The organism is Nonomuraea sp. LPB2021202275-12-8 (assembly GCF_037044575.1).
Classification (GTDB): domain Bacteria; phylum Actinomycetota; class Actinomycetes; order Streptosporangiales; family Streptosporangiaceae; genus Nonomuraea.
In genome coordinates this window covers 25,749-43,920 of record NZ_JBAHWD010000026.1, presented here as the reverse complement: position 1 = coordinate 43,920, position 18,172 = coordinate 25,749, and the positions used below count along the sequence as shown (strand labels likewise).

At 72.1% G+C, this 18,172-nt stretch carries 12 protein-coding genes; 4 read left to right on the top strand and 8 right to left on the bottom strand.

The features are described 5' to 3' along the window. The first annotated feature begins 60 nt into the window (after window positions 1–60). A complete protein-coding gene (locus tag V5E28_RS34785; RefSeq protein ID WP_336213365.1) occupies window positions 61–2,583 on the top strand; it encodes an ATP-binding protein in 2,523 nt (840 codons plus the stop codon). Here the strand turns inward: V5E28_RS34785 and V5E28_RS34780 are convergent. Continuing rightward, window positions 2,564–3,439 (bottom strand): hypothetical protein, encoded by an 876-nt coding sequence (locus V5E28_RS34780; protein ID WP_336213363.1) that lies wholly within the window; start codon window positions 3,437–3,439, stop codon window positions 2,564–2,566. The genes V5E28_RS34785 and V5E28_RS34780 overlap by 20 nt on opposite strands. Window positions 3,440–3,512: 73 nt before the next feature. Here V5E28_RS34780 and V5E28_RS34775 point away from each other — a divergent pair, with 73 nt between their 5' ends. Continuing rightward, window positions 3,513–4,295 (top strand): tyrosine-protein phosphatase, encoded by a 783-nt coding sequence (locus V5E28_RS34775; RefSeq protein ID WP_336213361.1) that lies wholly within the window; start codon window positions 3,513–3,515, stop codon window positions 4,293–4,295. A 1-nt stretch (window position 4,296) separates the two neighbouring features. Here V5E28_RS34775 and V5E28_RS34770 read toward each other — a convergent pair whose 3' ends face one another. Together V5E28_RS34770 and V5E28_RS34765 are read right to left on the bottom strand one after the other, a co-directional pair. Further along, window positions 4,297–5,337, bottom strand: a complete 1,041-nt coding sequence (locus V5E28_RS34770; protein ID WP_336213359.1) for a Gfo/Idh/MocA family oxidoreductase — start codon at window positions 5,335–5,337, stop codon at window positions 4,297–4,299. 18 nt (window positions 5,338–5,355) lie between these two features. Then, window positions 5,356–6,255, bottom strand: a complete 900-nt coding sequence (locus V5E28_RS34765; protein ID WP_336213357.1) for a proteasome assembly chaperone family protein — start codon at window positions 6,253–6,255, stop codon at window positions 5,356–5,358. An 86-nt stretch (window positions 6,256–6,341) separates the two neighbouring features. Here V5E28_RS34765 and V5E28_RS34760 point away from each other — a divergent pair, with 86 nt between their 5' ends. Together V5E28_RS34760 and V5E28_RS34755 are read left to right on the top strand one after the other, a co-directional pair. Further along, entirely contained in the window at window positions 6,342–6,737 is a 396-nt protein-coding gene (locus tag V5E28_RS34760) for an ankyrin repeat domain-containing protein (RefSeq protein ID WP_442945917.1), read from the top strand. A gap of 80 nt (window positions 6,738–6,817) precedes the next feature. After that, window positions 6,818–7,819, top strand: a complete 1,002-nt coding sequence (locus V5E28_RS34755; RefSeq protein WP_336213354.1) for a terpene synthase family protein — start codon at window positions 6,818–6,820, stop codon at window positions 7,817–7,819. A gap of 24 nt (window positions 7,820–7,843) precedes the next feature. On the opposite strand, the gene V5E28_RS34750 is transcribed toward V5E28_RS34755, so the two are convergent. The 5 genes from V5E28_RS34750 to V5E28_RS34730 form a co-directional block, all read right to left on the bottom strand. Further along, window positions 7,844–9,958, bottom strand: coding sequence for an ATP-binding protein (locus V5E28_RS34750; protein ID WP_336213352.1), 2,115 nt, complete (start codon window positions 9,956–9,958; stop codon window positions 7,844–7,846). 238 nt (window positions 9,959–10,196) lie between these two features. Beyond that, window positions 10,197–11,345, bottom strand: a complete 1,149-nt coding sequence (locus V5E28_RS34745) for an FAD-dependent monooxygenase (protein ID WP_336213350.1) — start codon at window positions 11,343–11,345, stop codon at window positions 10,197–10,199. A gap of 31 nt (window positions 11,346–11,376) precedes the next feature. After that, window positions 11,377–14,703 (bottom strand): BTAD domain-containing putative transcriptional regulator, encoded by a 3,327-nt coding sequence (locus V5E28_RS34740; RefSeq protein ID WP_336213348.1) that lies wholly within the window; start codon window positions 14,701–14,703, stop codon window positions 11,377–11,379. A gap of 52 nt (window positions 14,704–14,755) precedes the next feature. After that, complete coding sequence (locus V5E28_RS34735) at window positions 14,756–15,604, bottom strand: ABC transporter permease (protein ID WP_336213347.1); 849 nt, start codon at window positions 15,602–15,604, stop codon at window positions 14,756–14,758. Next, entirely contained in the window at window positions 15,601–18,150 is a 2,550-nt protein-coding gene (locus tag V5E28_RS34730; RefSeq protein ID WP_336213345.1) for a CocE/NonD family hydrolase, read from the bottom strand. Before V5E28_RS34730 ends, V5E28_RS34735 begins: the two co-directional genes overlap by 4 nt. Between the last annotated feature and the right edge of the window lie 22 nt (window positions 18,151–18,172).

Sequence of the window (18,172 nt, the reverse complement as noted above, 5' to 3'; positions counted from 1 at the left end):
CGGCCGTACCTCATCGGCGTCTCATCGGTTTGAATCATCACAGAAGGGGGGTCGCCATACGTGACGGGGGAGTTGCCCGACAAACCACGACCGCGGCGCCGGAAGTTAGGGCTGGCCGCGCCCGTCGCCGCGGGGACCGCGGCGGCCGCGGCCAGCATCCTCGCGGCGTCCCTGGAATGGGAGATCCCGCCGGCGGCCAAGGTGGCTGTGACGGCGGCGGCGGCGCTGCTGGTGGGCGTGGCAACCTGGGCCACCACCTCGACGCGCCCCAGACGCGCCATCCTCGCCGAGCCGTCCTCCCGCCCGCCCGACCAGTGGCCGCCCGTGCCCGAGCACTTCACCGGGCGCGCCGAGGCGCTCGCCGAGCTGCGCGAGGTCTTCGCCGCCCGCCGCAAGTCCGCCGTCGGCTCCCCGCCGCTGGTCGTCTCCGTGTACGGCCGGGGCGGCGTCGGCAAGTCGGCGCTGATGACCAGGTTCGGTGACGAGGTCGCCGACTGGTTCCCCGACGGCCGCCTCTACGCCGATCTGCGCGGCGGCGTCGACGCCCCGGTGCGCCCCGAGGAGGTGCTGATCGGGTTCCTGCGCGCGCTGGGCGTCCGCCTGACCATCGACCCCGGCGGCCTGGAGGAGCTGCGCAAGCTCTGGCTGACCTGGACCAAGGGCCGCAGGATCCTCATCGGCCTGGACAACGCGCACGACGCCGAGCAGGTCAAGGCGCTGATCCCGGCCGAGCGCGGCTGCGCCGTGCTGGTCACCTCCCGCCAGCCCCTGTTCCTGAACGGCACCCACGACACCCAGCTCGGCGTATTCAGCCAGAAGCACGGCGTCGAGCTGCTGGCCAGGCTCGCCGGCGGCGCCCGGGTGGTGGAGGACCTGGAGTCGGCCAAACGCATCGTCGGGCAGTGCGACCACCTGCCGCTGGCGATCAACATCTGCGGCGGCCGCCTGGCCACCCGCGAGCAGTGGACCCTGCGCCAGATGGCCGACCGGCTGCACGACGTGCGCCGCAGGCTCGACCAGCTCGAACTCGCCCCCACCGTGGACAAGAGCGTGCGCGCCTCCGTCCAGCTCAGCTACGACGACTGCACCGGCATGCAGCGACGCCTGCTGCGCCTGCTCAGCGCGCTCACCTCGCCCGACGTGCCCGGCTGGGTGGCCGGAGAGCTGCTCGACATCTCCGGCCTCGACGGCGCCGACCAGCTCGAAGCGCTGATCGACGCGCAGCTCGCCGAGTGCTCGGGCACCGACGTCGCCGGCACGATGCGCTACCGGCTGCACGACCTGGTCGCGCTCTTCGCCGCCGAGCTGGCCGCCGACGACGACCCGGCCCGGCGCAGGGACGCCATCGAACGGGTGCTGTACGGCTACCGCCGCCGCGCCGAGACCGCGGCCCAGAACCGCTGGCCGCAGGACTGGAGCAAGGGCGGCCGCCGCGCCGACACCGAGGGGCAGATCCACGCCGGCGACTGGCTGAACGCCGAGCGGCTGACGCTGATGTCCATGGTCAACCTGGCCAGGCAGCTGGAGATGTGGGAGCTGACCTGGGGCCTGGCCAGGGCGTTCTGCTCGCTGTGCCACTCGCTGCGCGCCTACTGGGCCGACTGGCACGCGGTCGCCGACCTCGGTTGCGAGGCCGCGGAGCGCGCGGGGGACCGGCGCGCCCAGGCCATCTCGATGCTCGACCGCGCCGCCGTACAGGGAGGTCAGGGTGGACAGGAGAGGGGCCGCGCGGACGCCGAGTGGGCGCTGGAGGTCTTCACCGAGCTCGGCGAGACGTGGTGGGCCGCCAGGGCGATGCGCGCCGTCGGCATGACGCTGTTCAGCGACGGCCACCTGGACCGGGCGCAGGAGTACCTGATCGGCGCGATCACCGCTTTCAAGGGCGAAGAGGACTTCTGGTGGATGGCCCGCACCCAGCGCAACCTGGCCGAGATGCGGCTGGCGGAGCGGCGCCCGGAGGAGGCCAGGCAGCTCCTGGAGGAGTCGCTGGCGGTGTTCGAGCGCGAGGGCAACCGCTACTCCGAGGCACAGACGCTGCGCGTCTACGGGGAGGTGCTCGCCGCCCAGGCCCGCGGCCTGCACCGCGCGGGCGAGCACCGGGTGTCGCAGGACAACTTCACCAAGGCGAGCTACAGCCTGGACCGCGCCGGAGAGATGTTCAAGCAGCGCGGCGAGCTGTGGGAGGAGGCTCGCTGCCTGCGCGCCGCCGGCGAGGTCGGCGACCCCTCCAACGGCCTGCGCGAGCTCGACATGGCCCGGCGGTCCGAGAAGATGCTGGAGGCTCTCGGCGACTCCTGGGGAGTGGCCCGCACCGCCATCTCCATCGGCAGGGTGCTCGGCAGGCTCGGCCGGGTCGAGGAGGCGGCGCACGAGCTGCGCAGGGCCGTGCAGGCCTTCGAGCAGCTCGGCGACCGCTGGTGGATGGCGCTCAGCCTGCGCTATCTGGGCGAGGCGCACCTCGACGGCGGCGGGCGGGCCTCGGCCGTGCCCCCGCTCACGCAGGCCAGGGACATCTTCCGCAGCCTGGGCAACGAGGCCGGCATGCGCCGGACCCTGGAGCTGCTCAGACGCGCGGGGACCTGATCAGCTCGCCCGCCGCCTGCTTGGCCTGGTGGATGCTCTCCTCGAACAGCTTGCGCACGTGCGCGGCCTGACCGGCCAGCTCCTTGATGTGGGCGCGGGCCAGGTCGTCGCGCACGGTGTCGGCGACGAGCTGCTGATAGTCCGGCGTCCGCGCGGCCAGCGCCTCCAGCCGCCGGTGCGCGTGGAAGACCTTGTCGGCCTTCATCACCTGCTTGGCGTACTGCTCCAGGTTGCGCACCCGCTTCGACAGCGACGTCCAGGCCGCGTCGAGTGCGGTGCTGTAGGGCTTGAACGCGTCCTCCAGGCCCGAGGGCAGGTCGCGGGGGACCAGCTTGCCGTGCTCGGCGTGCATGGCCGACAGCTTCGCCAGCCGCTGGGCGATCTGCCAGACCTCCTCGGGCAGCGTGACCCGGTTGTCGATGGTGTCGATCAACCCGGCCTGGTGCACCTGCGAGGCCAGGATGGTCTCGGCCGCGTCCTGCGCGCGGCGCAGCAGCACCTGGCAGGGATAGTCGAGGTCCTCCGGCAGGATGTAGTCGCCGGCGTGCTCGTAGGCGAGCCGCAGCCGCCGTTTGGCGGCCCGGTTGGCGGCGTCGGACGCCGTCCAGCGAAGCAACGCGATCATGCCCATGCCGGTTCCCGCGACGACCACGCCGGCCAGGCTGTCGGTCATCAGCCAGATCAGCAGCAGGAGACCCGGTAGGACGAACAACCAGGTGGGACTGGGGGTGGGGTCCATTCGCCGGCCCGCCCTGGCCATGCGCAGCACGTGCGGGCTCGATCGCAACTGGATCGAGATTTCCGGGGGCAGCGATGGATCGATCACCAGCCGAGGGGGCAGAGCTCGCGGATCCATAGGTTCATGCTGCGTTATGAACCTCGAATCCGCTGAGATTTGCTGGACATATAGGGTCAACACGATGAACGCGATGACGAGATGGATCGATCTGGAAGGCGCGGTGAACGTGCGTGACCTGGGCGGACTGCCCACACGCGACGGTGGCGTCACCCGCTATGGCCGGATCCTGCGCGCTGACAATCTGCAGGGGCTCACCGAAGCCGACGTGTCGAGGCTGGTCGGCGATCTCAAGCTCCGGCACGTCGTGGACCTCCGCTCGACGGCCGAGGTCACCCTGGAAGGGCCCGGCCCGCTGACCGCGGTGCCCGAGGTGACCCATCACCACCTGACCCTGTTCGCCGAGGGAGGCAGGCACACCGACGTCGAGGCCGACAGCATCGACGCCGACCGGGTGCTCCCCTGGCACGAGCGGCAGGTGGACGAGGAGTTGCGCGTCACCGGTTTCTACTACGGCTATCTGCGCGACCGGCCCGACGCGGTGGTGGCGGCGCTGCGCGCGATGGCGCTGGCCGACGGTGCGGCCCTGGTGCACTGCGCGGCGGGCAAGGACCGCACGGGGGTGCTGTCGGCGCTCGCGCTCGACCTGGCCGGCGCCACCCGGGAGGCCATCGTGACGGACTACGCGGCGACGGGGGAGCGCCTCGAGCTCATCCTGCGGCGGCTGCGCGGCAGCGACACCTACCGTGACGACCTGGACTCGCGCCCGGCCGACGACCACATGCCGCGGCCGCGCTACATCGAGCAGTTCCTCCACGTGCTGGACGAGCGCTTCGGCGGGCCGCAGGAGTGGCTGGCGCTGAACGGCTGGACCGCCGACGACACCGCGGCCATGCGTGCCCGCCTGCGCGAGTGACTCAGCCGTACCGCACCACGATCCCCTGCGTCGCGGAGAGCTTCGCCGCCTCGATCACGGCCAGCGCCTCCAGCGCGCTCTCCGGGCTCACGGGCGGCGGCCCTCCGCTCCGCAGCGCCGCCGCGACGTCCCGATAGAAGTCGAGGTAGGCCCCGGGTTCGGTGGGCACCCGGCGCGGCTCGGCGTCGGTCCCGGCGACGCCCCACCGCTCCTCGCCCTCGTCGCCGAAGCCCGCCGCCCGCGGTGACATGCCGTCGCGCAGCCGTTCCTCCTGCGGGTCGAGCCCGTGCTTGACGTACGCGGCGGCGCTGCCGAGCACCCTGAACCGCGGCCCCGCCTGCGCCGCCATGGAGCTCACCCACAGGTGCGAGCGGGCCCCGCCGTCGTGCGTGAGCGCGACGAAGGTGTCGTCGTCCGCCGCCACCCCCTGGCGCCGTACGTCGCTCTCGCAGTAGACCTCCCGCACCGGCCCCAGCAACTGCACCGCCTGGTCGATCAGATGGCTGCCGAGGTCGTACAGCAGGCCGCCGACCTCCTGCGGGCCGCCGGCCTCCCGCCAGCCGCCCTTCGGCACCGGCCGCCACCGCTCGAAGCGCGACTCCAGCCGGAGCACGTCACCCAGTGCTCCCTCGCGCAGCAGCCTGCGCACGGTGAGGTAGTCACCGTCCCAGCGCCGGTTGTGGAAGACGGTCAGCATGAGTTCCCGCTCCCGCGCCAGCCGCACCACCCCGCGCGCCTCCTCGACGGTCCGCGCGAAGGGCTTGTCGACGACCACCGCCTTGCCCTGCAGCAGCGCCTCGGTGGCCACGGCCACGTGGGTCCGGTTGGGGGAGGCGACGACCACGAGGTCGCAGCGCTCCCACAACTCCTCCACGTCGCCCACGCCGGCGGCCCCGTAACGGGTGCTCACCTCGGCCTGGCGCTCGGCGTTGCGCGTCACCACGGCCGCGAGCCGCAGCCCGTCGGTGGCATGAATCAGCGGCGCGTGGAAGACCGCCCCAGCGGTTCCGTAGCCGACCAGTCCCACCCGGATCTCATCCATTGGCCCAGGTTAACCGGCCTATTCGTCGTCGCGTTCGGCGAGGAACCGCTCGAACTGGGCGGCGAGCTCGTCTCCCGTCGGCATCGGCGTGCTGTCGGCCATGAGGTTCTCGCGGTCGGAGCCCGCGGCGAAGGCGTCGTACTGCTGCTCCAGCCCGCTGATCGCGCTCGACAGCTCGGCGGAGGCGTGGATCTGCTCCTCGATCTCCGCCGTGGTGCGCTTGGCCGCCTCGCGCAGCCCCTCCATCGGAAACACCAGGCCGGTGTTGCGGGTGATCGCCTCGAGCGCGGCTACGGCGGCCGTCGGGTATTCGGCCTGGGAGAGGTAGTGCGGCACGTGCACCGCGTAGCCGAGCGCGTCGTGCCCCTCGGCGCCGAGCCTGAACTCCAGCAGCGAGGCGGCGCTCCCCGGCACCTGGACACGGCCGAACGCGCTGGTCTGCGGGCTGATCAGCTCGGGGCGGCTGGCGTGCACGGTGACGCCGAGCGGGCGGGTGTGCGGCACCGCCATCGGGATGCCGTGCAGGGTGACCAGCTTGCTCACGCTCAACCGCCTGACCAGCGTGCCGACCGCCCTGGTGAACAGCTCCCACTCCCGGTCCGGCTCGGGGCCGCTCATCAGCAGGAACGGGGTGCCCGTGGCGTCCTTGACGCTGTAGACAGCCAGTTCGTGGCTCTCGCACTCCACCCATCTGTCGGTGTCGAAAGTCATGATCGGCCGCCGTGAGCGGTAGTCGATCAGCCGGTCCACGTCGAACGTCGCGACAACCCGGTGCTCCAGCTCGGCGAGCAGGTGCCCCAGCGCGAGGCGCCCGGCTGAGCCGGCGTCGACGAAACCGTCGAAGTGGTACAGCAACACCGGATCGGCCAGCTCGGGAAGGTCGTCTTCGAGCTTGTAAAGATCCGTCGGGTCGAACACGGTTGGACAGCCTTTCCCTAGGTACTCTCAACCAGAACCTACGGCGAGCCGGAACGATTCCGTGCAGGGCACCCTATCGAGGCACAATGGGTCGCATGGACGGGGACCCGGAGCTGGAAGAGTTCGCCACCAGACTGTTCGACCTGGCCAGGGCGGGCGAGACGGACACGCTGCGCGCCTATGTGGAAGCAGGCGTTCCCGCCAATCTCACCAACGGCAAAGGTGACACTTTGCTGATGCTCGCGGCTTATCACGGTCACGCGGAGACGGTGGGCATGCTCGCGGAGCAGGGCGCCGACCCGGACCGCGCCAATGACCGGGGCCAGACACCACTCGCGGGGGCCGTCTTCAAGAAAGAGTCTGGCGTGGTCAGGGCGCTGCTGGAGGCCGGAGCCGATCCCCACGCGGGAACGCCGTCCGCAGTCGACACGGCCCGAATATTCGCAAACGATCAGTTTCTTCAATGGTTTGGGGCGAAGTAGTTCATAGTATGAAATAAGCGCTAATGGGCGGGAAGTTGTCTACTGTGGCCTTTCAAACGGTCCATCGTCATGCTGGATGAGTGGCTACTTCTGCGCATTCCTTCAGTAGGCGACCGCTCCACATCCCTCCGCTGCCCTGCCCGTTCCCCAGCGAGATCAACGGGCACGCCGCCGAGGTCGACGCGGAGAGCCACACCTGGCTGGCCGCCTGCAACCTGCTCGCCGGAGCCGACACGATCGAGCACTTCCGGCGCTCCAAGATCGGCATGCTCGCCGCACGGACCAACCCGACCGTGCCTCGCGACAGTCTCAGGCTGATCAACGACTGGTACAACTGGCTCTTCGCCTTCGACGACGCGTTCTGCGAGAACGAGCTGATGGGACACCGGGCCTCCGCACTGGCCCGCGCCCTCCCGCCGTTGCTGGAGATCCTCGACAGGCGCCGGGAGCCGGACAGCACCGACCCGTTCGGCCTCACTCTGCGCGAACTCCTCGACCGCATCGCCGAGTTCGGCACCCCCGCCCAGGTCGACCGGTGGCGCACCACGGTCAAGGAGTATCTCTTCGCCCAGATCTGGGAGGCGGCCAACCGGGAGGCCGACCTGATCCCCACCCCCGAGGACTACGTGCTGATGCGCCGCATCACCGGCGCCACGTTCACCTGCTTCGCGCTCATCGACGTCGGCGGCGGCTATCGGCTCGAAGCCGAGGAGTGGCACCACCCCGACGTGCGCACCCTGTCGGACCTCGCGTGCGACCTCATCGGGTGGGACAACGACCTGCTCTCGTACGCCAAGGAACGCGGCAACGACAAGGCCAGGCACAACCTCGTCACGGTGCTGGCCACCCACAGGACGCTGACTCTCCAGGAGGCGCTGCAAGGAGTCTCGGACATGCACAACGACGCCATCGCGGCCTTCGTCGAGCGGCGCGCGTCGCTCGACAAGTGGGCCTCGCTGCCCGTCCGCAAGTACGTGCGCGGCCTCGAACACTGGGTCAGGGGACACATCGAGTTCTCGCTCGGCAGTGCCCGCTACGTGCACGCCTGGCCGACGGACACCCGCTGGCCGCAGGCGGTCTAGAACCGCTGCGGTCGCGCCCGCCGATCAGGCGGGGCCGTCCTGCGAGGCGTCCAGGTCGTCCAGCGCGAGCGCGGACGCCTCGTCCAGGTCCAGCCTGCCACCATCCTCGAACGCCTCCAGGTAGAGGCGCTCGCCCATCGCCTTCTGGCACTCCTTGACGCACTGATCATGGTCACTGGTCAGGAACGGCGCACCGAGCATGGGCAGGCCGGCGCTCTTCCAGTTCTGCTGCAGCGCGCCGAGCAGCCGGGCGGCCAGCGGCTCCTGCCCCAAGGTGGCGAAGATCCGCGCCGTCGTCTCCAGCACCAGCAGCGTGCCGAGCGTGTCGTGGAAGTGGCGCTTGACCCGCAGGCCCTCCCTGGCGCTCTGCAGCGCGTCCGTGGCCCGGCCGGTCGCCAGCTTGGTGACGGACATGGCCCACTGCGCGTAGGAGCTCACCCACAGCTCGCCGCGCTCCTTGCACACCTGCAGGCAGTCCTGCAGCAGCGACTCGGCCTCGTAGAGCTCGCCCTGCGACGACAGCACGAGAGACAGCTCGACGATGGCGGGCAGCAGACCCGGATTGAGCTCCTTGTTGTCGGTGTTGAATTCGATCGCCACGCCCAGCAGCGCGCTGGCCTTCTGCAGGTCACCTTGCAGGAGCGCGGCGGTGCCCTGCATCTTGGAGGCGAGGATCACGGCGCGGGAGTCTCCCACCCTGACCGCCTCGGTGCTGCACGTCTCGGCCGCCTTCAGCGCGCCCGCGCTGTCACCCTGCGCGCTGCGCACATAGGACAGCACCCACAGCGCCTTGCACCGCTCCTTGCTCACGCCCGGGTTGGCCTCCAGCGCCCGCTCCAGGTAGAGCCGCCCCTCGCGGACGAATCCGCAGCACACCCACATGAACCACAGTGACGACAGCAGCGTCAGCGCCAGCGCCGTCTCACCGGGGGTGCGCAGCGCGTGCTCCAGCGCCAGCCGCACGTTGTCGTGCTCCTGTCGCATGCGGATGAACCAGTAGATCTGCCTCGGCCCCGACCAGGCGTCCTCGCTGCGCTGCGCCAGGCTGAGGTAGTAGGTCAGATGCCGGTGGCGCAGGTGCTGCGTCTGCCCGAGCTTGTCCAGCCACTCCTCGCCGTACTCCGCCAGCGTGTCGATCAGCTTGTAGCGGACCCCGGCGTGGTTGCTCCTGATCAGCAGGATCGACTTCTCCACCAGGCCGGTGACCAGATCGGTGATGTCCTCCGACGGCAGCCGGTCGTCGGCGCACACGTAGCGGGCGGCGTCGAGCTCGAAGTCGCCGGCGAACACCGACAGCCGAGCCCACAGCAGCCGCTCCGCGGGCTCGCACAGCTCGTGGCTCCACCCGATGGCCGCGCGCAGCGTCTGGTGCCGCGGCAGCGCCGTCCGGCTGGCGCCCGCCAGCAGGCTGAACCGGTCCGCCAGCAGGCCGAGGATCTGCTCGACGGACAGGGCGCGCAGCCGCACGGCCGCCAGCTCGATCGCGAGCGGGATCCCGTCGAGGCGGCGGCACAGCTCGGCCACCGCGGCGATGTTCTGCTCCTCCAGCACGAAGTCGGGCATCACGGCCCCGGCCCGCGCCGCGAACAGCTGCACCGACTCGTTGGTGAAGAGATTCTCCACCGGATCGTCACCGGGCACCTGCAGCGGCGGCACCGGCACCACGTGCTCGTAGGGCAGGTGCAGCGACTGGCGGCTGGTGGCCAGCACCTTCAGGTTGGGCGCGGCCTCGAGCAGCTCGTGGACCAGCTCGGCGCAGCCCTGAACCAGATGCTCGCAGGTGTCGATGATGAGCAGCATGTCCCTGGCGCCCACCCACTCGGCCAGCGACTCCGACTCGGCGCGGTCGGACTGGTCGGCGATGCCGAGCGCGGAGGCGATCGTGTGCTTGACCATCCCGGCGTCCTGCAGCCGGGCCAGGTCGGCGAACCAGACGCCGTCGGGATAGTGCGCGCGGATCTGGTGCGCCAGCCGGAGCACGGTCCGTGACTTGCCGACCCCGCCGATGCCCGTGACGGTGACCAGGCGGGATTCGCCAAGGTGCCGCTTGAGGTTGGCGAGCAGGCGCGTCCGCCCCACGAAGCTGGTCAGCTCCGCCGGCAGATTGCCATCTCGCCGCCATCCTGTCGGGGTGGCCATGGGCAGCCTCTCGGGGGATAGGCGACACCTGCGTACGCATCGTACCGCCGCGTCATCCGGCTGTCCCGGCACCGGACACGGCTGCGGGGTCGGCTTTGTATCACTAGGTAGCATGTATGCCGTGACGGAATTTCTCCCGGAGCAGACCTCCGACGACACCGACCAGGGGTGGGGCGACTGGCGCGAAGCCGATCCCGACGCCTTCTACTGGGAGAACAAACCACCCCACTGGGGCTGATCAGCCGAGGCGCCCATAGTCCTTGAGCTCGATGTCCGTGGCGAACCGGTCCGTCATCCGCATCATCGCGCCGAACAGCAGCCTGCGCTTGAAGATCCAGTTGCGCATCCTGATGCGCGCAGGCGTGGCCGGAGCGAGGAACGGCCCGGCGCTGCCCTGCCTGGCGACCTTGGCATAGCCGCGAAACGCCTTCTCGTAGCCGGCGAACCCGGCGCGATGATCGCCGCCGGCCGCCGCCAGCTCTCCCGCCAGCACGTACGCTCCCACGACGGCCAGCCCGCTGCCGAAACCGCCCAGGGTGTTGCCGTAGGCGGCGTCGCCCAGCAGCACCACCCGGCCCTCGGCGTAGCGGTCGATCTCGACCCGGCTGATCGAGTCGAGATAGATGTCGGGCACCTCCGGCAGCTTGGACATCACCTCGGGGATCCGCCACCGGCCGCCCCGGTAGGCGTCCATCAGGATGCGGCGCATCTGCTCGACGTCGGAGCGGTCGTAGTCGAGCGGCTCGGAGGCGAAGACGAAGAACGAGGGCGCCTTCGGCCCGCCCAGCGCCACCATCCTGCCGGGCTCGTTGTACATCTGGCCGCCGTCCCCGGCGTCGAGCTGGGCCAGCGCGTAGTAGTGGCCCAGGAAGCGGACGAACCGCTCCTCGGGGCCGAACGCCAGCCGCCGCACGTTCGAGTGGATGCCGTCGGCCCCCACCACCAGGTCGAAGGTGCGCGGTGCCCCCCGCTCGAAGGTGACGCGCACGCCGCCGCCCGTCTCGGTCAGCGACCTGATGGAGTCCCCGAAGACGTACTCGCAGTCACCGGCGGTCCGCTCGAACAGCAGCAGCGCCAGATCGCCGCGCAGGATCTCGATCTCCCCGCCGGTGAACTCGCCCGACATGACCGCCAGCCGCCGGCCGTCCGCGTCGACGATGACCTGGTCGGCGCCTCCCGTCTGGCGCCGCCGTACCTCTTCCAGGAGGCCCATCCGCTCCAGCACCGTGAGGTGCGTCGCCCCCTTGAAGTCGACCGCCTGCCCGCCCGTGCGCAGCTCCGGCGCCCTCTCCACCACGGTGACGTCGCAGCCGTAGCGGTTGAGCCAGTAGGCGAGTGCGGGGCCGGCGATGCTCGCACCCGAGATGAGGACCTTCGTGTTCTTCATGTCCGCGACTGTGCCGGGAACCGCTGACAGCTCACCCCGACCCGGCTGACACCCATGCCCGCGCCCGGTCCAGCACTGTCAGCGCCTCGCCCCGGCCCATCCCCGCCCCGCGGGCGAACTCGGCGGCGAACTCCTGCGCGCCGACCAGCCTCTCGGCGGTCGCGGCGGTGCGCGCCACATGGGGATCGCCGGCCACCGCGATCCCGCGCAGCACCACGGCGACGCCGAGCAGCAACGCGGCCCTCCGGCCCGCGTCGCGGTCCGCGCCTGCCGCCGGCGCGGCGGCCTCCGCCACGATCGCCGCGGCCTGCCCTTCGGCGGCGTCGGCCAGCCCTGACGCCAGCGGTGACCTGTGCGCGGCGGTGAACGCCCGCCTGTAGAGGGCAAGCGCGTGGTGGAGCCGCCTGCCGGAAATCCCGCCGCGGCCGTCTCCGGCCTCCCCGCCGGACAGCCGCGCGAGCGCGGTCAGCACACGGGCCAGGGCCTGCTGGTCGGCGAAGCCTCCGCTCTCCGAGGCGATCAGGGCCGTTTCCAGCCTCCTGCGAGCTTCGGCCAGGTCCCCCTCAAGGCCGGCGATCTCCCCCAGCCCCAGCCCGGCCATGACCGGTGCCTCCGGCCGCCCGGCCCGCCGGGCGAGCTCCTCGGCCCGCCGGTAGTCGGCCGAGGCGGCCACGAGATCACCCTCGCGCACCAGCGCGTCGCCCCGGCGCGCCAGCACGTCCGCCGCCTCCTCCAGCGCGCCGAGTTCGTCGAGCAGTCGCAGAGCCTCCTGCCACAGCACGCGGCACCGCCCCCACTCCCCGCGCCAGCCGGCGATCACCGCCAGCCAGTCCAGCCCCTGCGCGATGCCCCACCGCTCACCCAGCGCCCTGAACCGCGCCAGCACCTCTTCCAGCTCCCGCTCCGCCACGGCCGGCTCCCCGTCCAGCAGCCGCAGCAGGGCCCGCCCCAACCGCCCCAGGGCCAGGCTCCACGGGTCCGATCCGAGGATCCAGTCGCGCTCGGGCCCCAGCGGCGCGTCGGGCGGCCCGGCGGTCATCCCCCACAGGGCGGCGGTGAAAGGGTGCCGCAGCGGCCGATCCAGCCCCCTCATGTACGCCTCGGCACGCGCCCAGTGCTCCGGCGAGGCAGGGGGTACGGCATGCAGCACGCACATGACGTACTCCTCCTCCAGCCCCCGGGCCGGCCCGCCGATCGCCTCCAGCAGCTCGGCGGCCACCTCCCCGGCCTGGCGCTGCCGCCCGCTCAGCCACCAGTACGTCGCCAGCGTCGCCACCATCCGCAGCGCCGTCTCCCGGTCGTGCCGCACGGCCCAGCGCATCGCCCCCATCAGGTTGCCGTTCTCGGCGGAGAGCCGGGCCAGCCACTCCAGTTGCTCCCCCCGCCGCAGATGTGGATCCGCCTCCCGAGCGAGCTCCGCGCACCACCGGGCATGCCGCCGCCGCACCCCCGCCTCTTCGCCCGCCTCGGCCAGCCGCTCGGCGCAGAACAGCCGGATCGTCTCGAGCATGCGATACCGATCGCCGTCGACGCCGATCAACGACTTGTCCACCAGATCAGCCAGCACCCCGGCGGCGTCCTCCAGCCCGCACACGGCCTCGGCCGCCGCGACCGAGGCGCCTCCGGCGAACGCCGAGAACCGCCTGGCCAGGGCCTGCTCGTCCGCGCTCAGCAGATCCCAGCTCCACTCCACGACCGCCCGCAGCGCCCGATGCCTCGCGGCCGCGGTCCTGTCCCCGCGCGACAGCAGCCGGAACCGCCCGTCCTCCGCCAGCCGCGCGGCGATCTCCTCGACGCCGAACGACCGCAGCCTGGCCGCCGCCAGCTCGACGGCCAGAGGCAGCCCGTCCAGCGCGGCGCAGATCCGCACGACCGCGTCCACGTTGTCCTGCCGCACCTCGAACGCCGGCCGTACGGCTGCCGCCCGGTCCGCGAACAACCGCACAGCCGGATACCGGAGCGCCTCCACCGCCCGGATCCCGGCCGCCGGGACGTCGGACAGCGGGTCGCCGGGGAGCCGGCCGCCGGCCGATGGGACGTCCGAGGCGGTGGCGCCGAGCCGGGGGGTGTCCAGCGGCGTCAGCGTCACCAATGCCTCGCCGGTGATCCCGAGCGGTTCGCGGCTGGTGGCCAGGACGTGCAGCGAGGGGCACTCATCCAGCAGGACGCGGACCAGTTTGGCGGCAGATGTGATGACATGCTCGGAGTTGTCCAGGAGGAGCAGCACATCCTGCTCGGCGAGCGCTGACACCAGGCGCAGAACGGGATCACTCGCCTGCGGCGGCTGGAGTCCGCTCTCCCGAAGCCCCAGCGCGCCCAGCACCGCCCGTGCCACCTGGCCCATCCCGGCAGGGAAGGACGACCGGGCGGTGAACGCCGAAGCGCCGTCCTCCGTCGGCGGGTGGCCGGCGGGGGAGGGGGCTGTTTCGGCGGTGAGCGAGGACAGGTCGGCGAAGTACGCGTCGCGCCGGTCGCGGGTCGCCGCTTCGATCGCCAGCCTGGTCTTCCCGATGCCGCCCGGCCCCACGACCGTGAGCAGCCGGGAGCCGCTCAGCGCGGCGATGAGATCGAGCTCGCGCTCGCGCCCCACGAAGCTGGTCAGCCGGGCCGGCAGCCTCCGCCGGGGGGCCGGTGCGGGCGCGTCGGCACGGAGTACGGCCAGGTGCGCGGCGGCGAGCTCGGGGGAAGGATCGGCGCCCAGCTCGCCGGCGAGCAGGCGGCGGCCCTCCTCGAACGCGGCCAGCGCCTCCGCCTGCCGCCCGGCCGCCTGGAGCGCGCGCATCAGCTGTGCCCTGAACCGCTCGCGCAACGGATGCGCCGCCACCAGCCGCTGCAACTCCGCCACCGAGGCGCCCTCGGGCAGGGCGAGCTCCGCCTCGGCGAGATCCTCCCCGGCGGTCAGCCGCAGTTCGGCCAGCCGTGCCGCCGATGCCCGACCGAAGGGCAGGTCCGGGAGCGCGGGCCCCCGCCACAGCCCGAGCGCCTCCCGCAGCGCAGCGGCGGCGAGATCGTGGTGGCCGGCCGCCAGCAGCCGCCGTCCCTGCCCCGCGAGCCGTTCGAACCGGTGCGCGTCCACGTCGTCCGGATCGACGGCGAGCCGGTAGCCGCTCCCGCGAAACTCGATCAGCTCGGCGCCCAGGCCGCGTCGCAACCGGGACACGTGGGCCTGCACGGCGTTGGCGGCCCCGGCAGGCGGGTCCTCGCCGTACTGGCCGTCGATCAGCTCCGCCACGTCGACCACCCGCCCGGCGCCCAGCAGCAGCATCACCAGCAGGGCGCGCGGCCGCGGCCCGCCGACGGGAATGACCTCTCCGCCGGCGCCGCGCACCTCCAGCGGCCCCAGGATGCCGAACTGCATGAGGCCGATTGTCCCTTACGTGCCCGCCGCCCCCGGCCGGGGCGGCGGCTTCCTAACTGACCACGTCCTTGCGGCGGAACCTGCGGAACGCCACGGCGATGAGGATGGCCGCGTACGTGATCGACACCGAGGCGCCCCTGGCCATGGCGCTCCAGTCCAGCTCCGGGGCGAGGGCGTCGAGCCAGGCGGTGTTCCAGAACGTCGGGAGGAACTCGCGCAGCACCCCCAGGGCCTCCACCGCCTGCAGGATCGTGCAGACGATCCACAGGCCCACGGCCCCGCCCACCGCGCCCAGGGGCGAGTCGGTGACCGTGGAGATGAGGAAGGCCAGGGCCGCCACGACGAGCTGGCTGACCATGGCGTAGCCGATCACGATGCCGAAGCGTGGCAGCACGTCGAGCGCGGGGATGGTCTCGCCGGTGCCGGGCACCTGGATGTCGGCCCAGCCGAACGCCAGCGTGCCCGCCAGCAGCGCCATGAGCGGCAGGCAGATCACGGCGGCCGCCGAGTAGCCGAGCGCCACGATCAGCTTCTGCTTGAGCAGGCGGTCACGCGGCACCGGCGCCGCCAGCAGGTAGCGCAGCGAGGACCAGCTGGCCTCGCTGGCCACGGTGTCGCCGCAGAACAGCGCGACGGCGACGACCAGCAGGAAGCTCGCCGAGACCGACAGGGCGAACGCCGCGAAGTTGAGGCCGCTGGCGGTGGCCAGGTCGGAGATGCGCAGCGACGCCTGCTGGTTGCCGGTGTTCTGCGGGCCGAACTGGAACGCCACCACCAGGATCCACGGCAGCGCCAGCAGCAGCCCGAACATGGCCAGCGTGCGCCGCCGTTTGAACTGCCTGACGATCTCGACCCTCAGCGGCAGGGTGCGGCGGGGCGAGTAGCCCGTCGCGGCGGTCATGCTTTCTCCCCGATGAGGTCAAGGAACACGTCTTCCAGGCGCGGCCCGTGCCCGTTGGTGGCCGTGGCCGAGCTGAGCAGCACCGAGACCGGTCCGGCGGACACCAGCCTGCCCCGGTGCATGACGACCACGTGCGTGCAGGTCTGCTCGACCTCCGCCAGCAGGTGACTGGAGACGATCACCGTGCGGCCGTCGCGGGCGTAGCGCTTGAGCACCTCGCGCATCTCCCTGATCTGGGGCGGGTCGAGGCCGTTGGTCGGCTCGTCCAGCACGAGCAGGTCGGGCAGCCCGAGCATGGCCTGCGCGATCGCCAGGCGCTGGCGCATGCCCTGCGAGTAGGTGCGCACGGCGCGCTCCAGCGCCTTGCCGAGCCCGGCGATCGCCAGCGCCTCCGCGAACCGGGCATCGGCGGTGGGCCGGCCGGTGGCGGCCCAGTAGAGCTCGAGGTTCTCCCGGCCGGACAGGTGGGGCAGGAACCCCGGCCCCTCCACGAACGACCCGAGCCGGGACAGCACCGGCGCTCCCGGAGTGACGGTGTCGCCAAATATCCGGATCTGGCCGTCGTCGGGGCGGATGAGGCCGAGCATCATCCGCATCGTGGTCGTCTTACCGGCGCCGTTGGGCCCGAGCAGCCCCAGCACCTGACCTTGCTCGACCCGGAAGGACAGCCCGTCGACGGCCAGCTCGCCGTTGCGGTAGGCCTTGGTGAGGCCGGTGATGTCCAGCGGCGCCACGGGCTCGGCGGCGGACTCCGGCGCGGCGGCGGGCCGGCGAGCCCGCTTCCTGCTCTCGGTGCGGCCCGTGGCCAGCAGGACGCCGGCGAGCACGACGGCCGCGAGCGGCATCGCCCAGACCCACCAGGCGACCCCGGTCGGCGGCGCGGCCAGCGTGGCCACGGTCGGCACGGACAGCGCCGGCGAGGCGAGACCGACCCGGTAGGAGGCGGGCTCGGCAGGGGTGGCGAAACCCATGTCGGTGGTCGCCACGACCAGCCGGAGGCGGTGGCCGACGGCGAAGCGGTGGTCGACGGCCGGCAGGGTGACCGTGGCCTCGACGGACCCGGCCCCCTCGGGGATGGTCACCCGCAGCGGGGAGACCAGGCCGGCGGGCAGGGTCGGCGGCTGGACCGCGTCGGGGACGTCGAACAGCTTGGCGAACAGCGTCACCTCTCCGCTGCCCGACACCTTGATCCTGGCCGTCGGGCTGCCGGTGAGCTGGAGCGGGGCGGTGAGCGGCGCCGACTCGAAGGCCGCGCTCTGACCGGGCATGTCGAGCGAGACGCTCACGTTGCTCTGGGCGCCGCCGAGCAGGCCGCTGACTCCAGGCACGGTGGAGATCGAGGCGGGGGAGCCTCCCGGCGGGTTGACGACATGCTGCTCGGGGCCGCCGAGCGTGACGGGGGTGATGTCGGTGCCGCCCAGGCCGGGGTAGGCGGCGGCCTCGGGGTGCAGTCGGATGCGCTGGCGGGTGCCGGGGTCGCGGCCGCCGTCACGGGTCACGGTGAAGGCGCTGACCGGGGCGGCCCCGGAGTCGTCCTTGAGGTGGCGGGCGAACCAGGCCGCGGTCTGGTCGTGGAGCCAGTCGACCTCGCCGTTGCCGCCGTCGTGCCCGCCGTCGAACCAGGCCAGGCTGACGGGGGTGCCGGCGGCGGCGATGGCCCTGGCGTTGGCGTCGGCGTGCTCCAGCGGGAACAGCGAGTCGCGCTGGCCCTGGATGAGCAGCGTCGGCGCCTTGATCTGGCCCGCCACCGCCACCGGGCTGGACTTGCGCAGCAGCTCGACGGCCTCGGGGGTGGCCTTGCCGGTCCTGGCGACGTCCTGGTAGACCTCGCAGATGGCCGGCAGGAACCGGCCGCACCTGGCCTGCTCGGCGGTCATGGCCTCGGGCCTCTGGGTGAGCGCCTCCAAGCCCTGCGCCGCCCCGCCGCCGCCCCTGCCGAAGAAGATGCCTGCCCACATGCGCTTGAACACGCCGTTCGCCGGGCCCTTGCCGGTGGCGTCGGGGAACAGCGCGCCGGCCAGGTCGGACCAGGTGATCTGAGGCACGATCGCGTCGACCCGGGCGTCGTGAGCGGCCGTCATCAGCGCGATGGAGCCGCCGTAGGAGCCGCCCGTGATGCCCACGCGGGGGTCGCCCGAGGCGTCGAGCCGGACCTCGGGCCGCTTGGCCAGCCAGTCGATGAGCTGCTTGACGTCCTTTACCTCGTAGTCGGCGGAGTTGAGCGCGATCTCACCGGTCGAGCGGCCGAAGCCGCGCGCCGACCAGGTCAGCACCGCGTAGCCTTCCTGTGCGAGACGCACGGCCTCCTGGCGGACGCTCTGCTTGCTGCCGCCGAATCCGTGCGCGAGCAGCACGGCCGGCGCCTTCCCGGCTCCGGGCGGGGCGAAGAACGTCGCGTCGATCTCGACCCTCTGGTCGTCGGCGGGTCCGTCGACGACGGTGATGCGCTGGTCCTGACCCCGCACCGCCGGCGCTGACGGCCACACCAACCACGCTGTCACCCCCACGAGGGCGAGCACCGCGACCAGCGCGGCCGTACGTTTCATGGCGGTGAGCCTACTTTCCGCA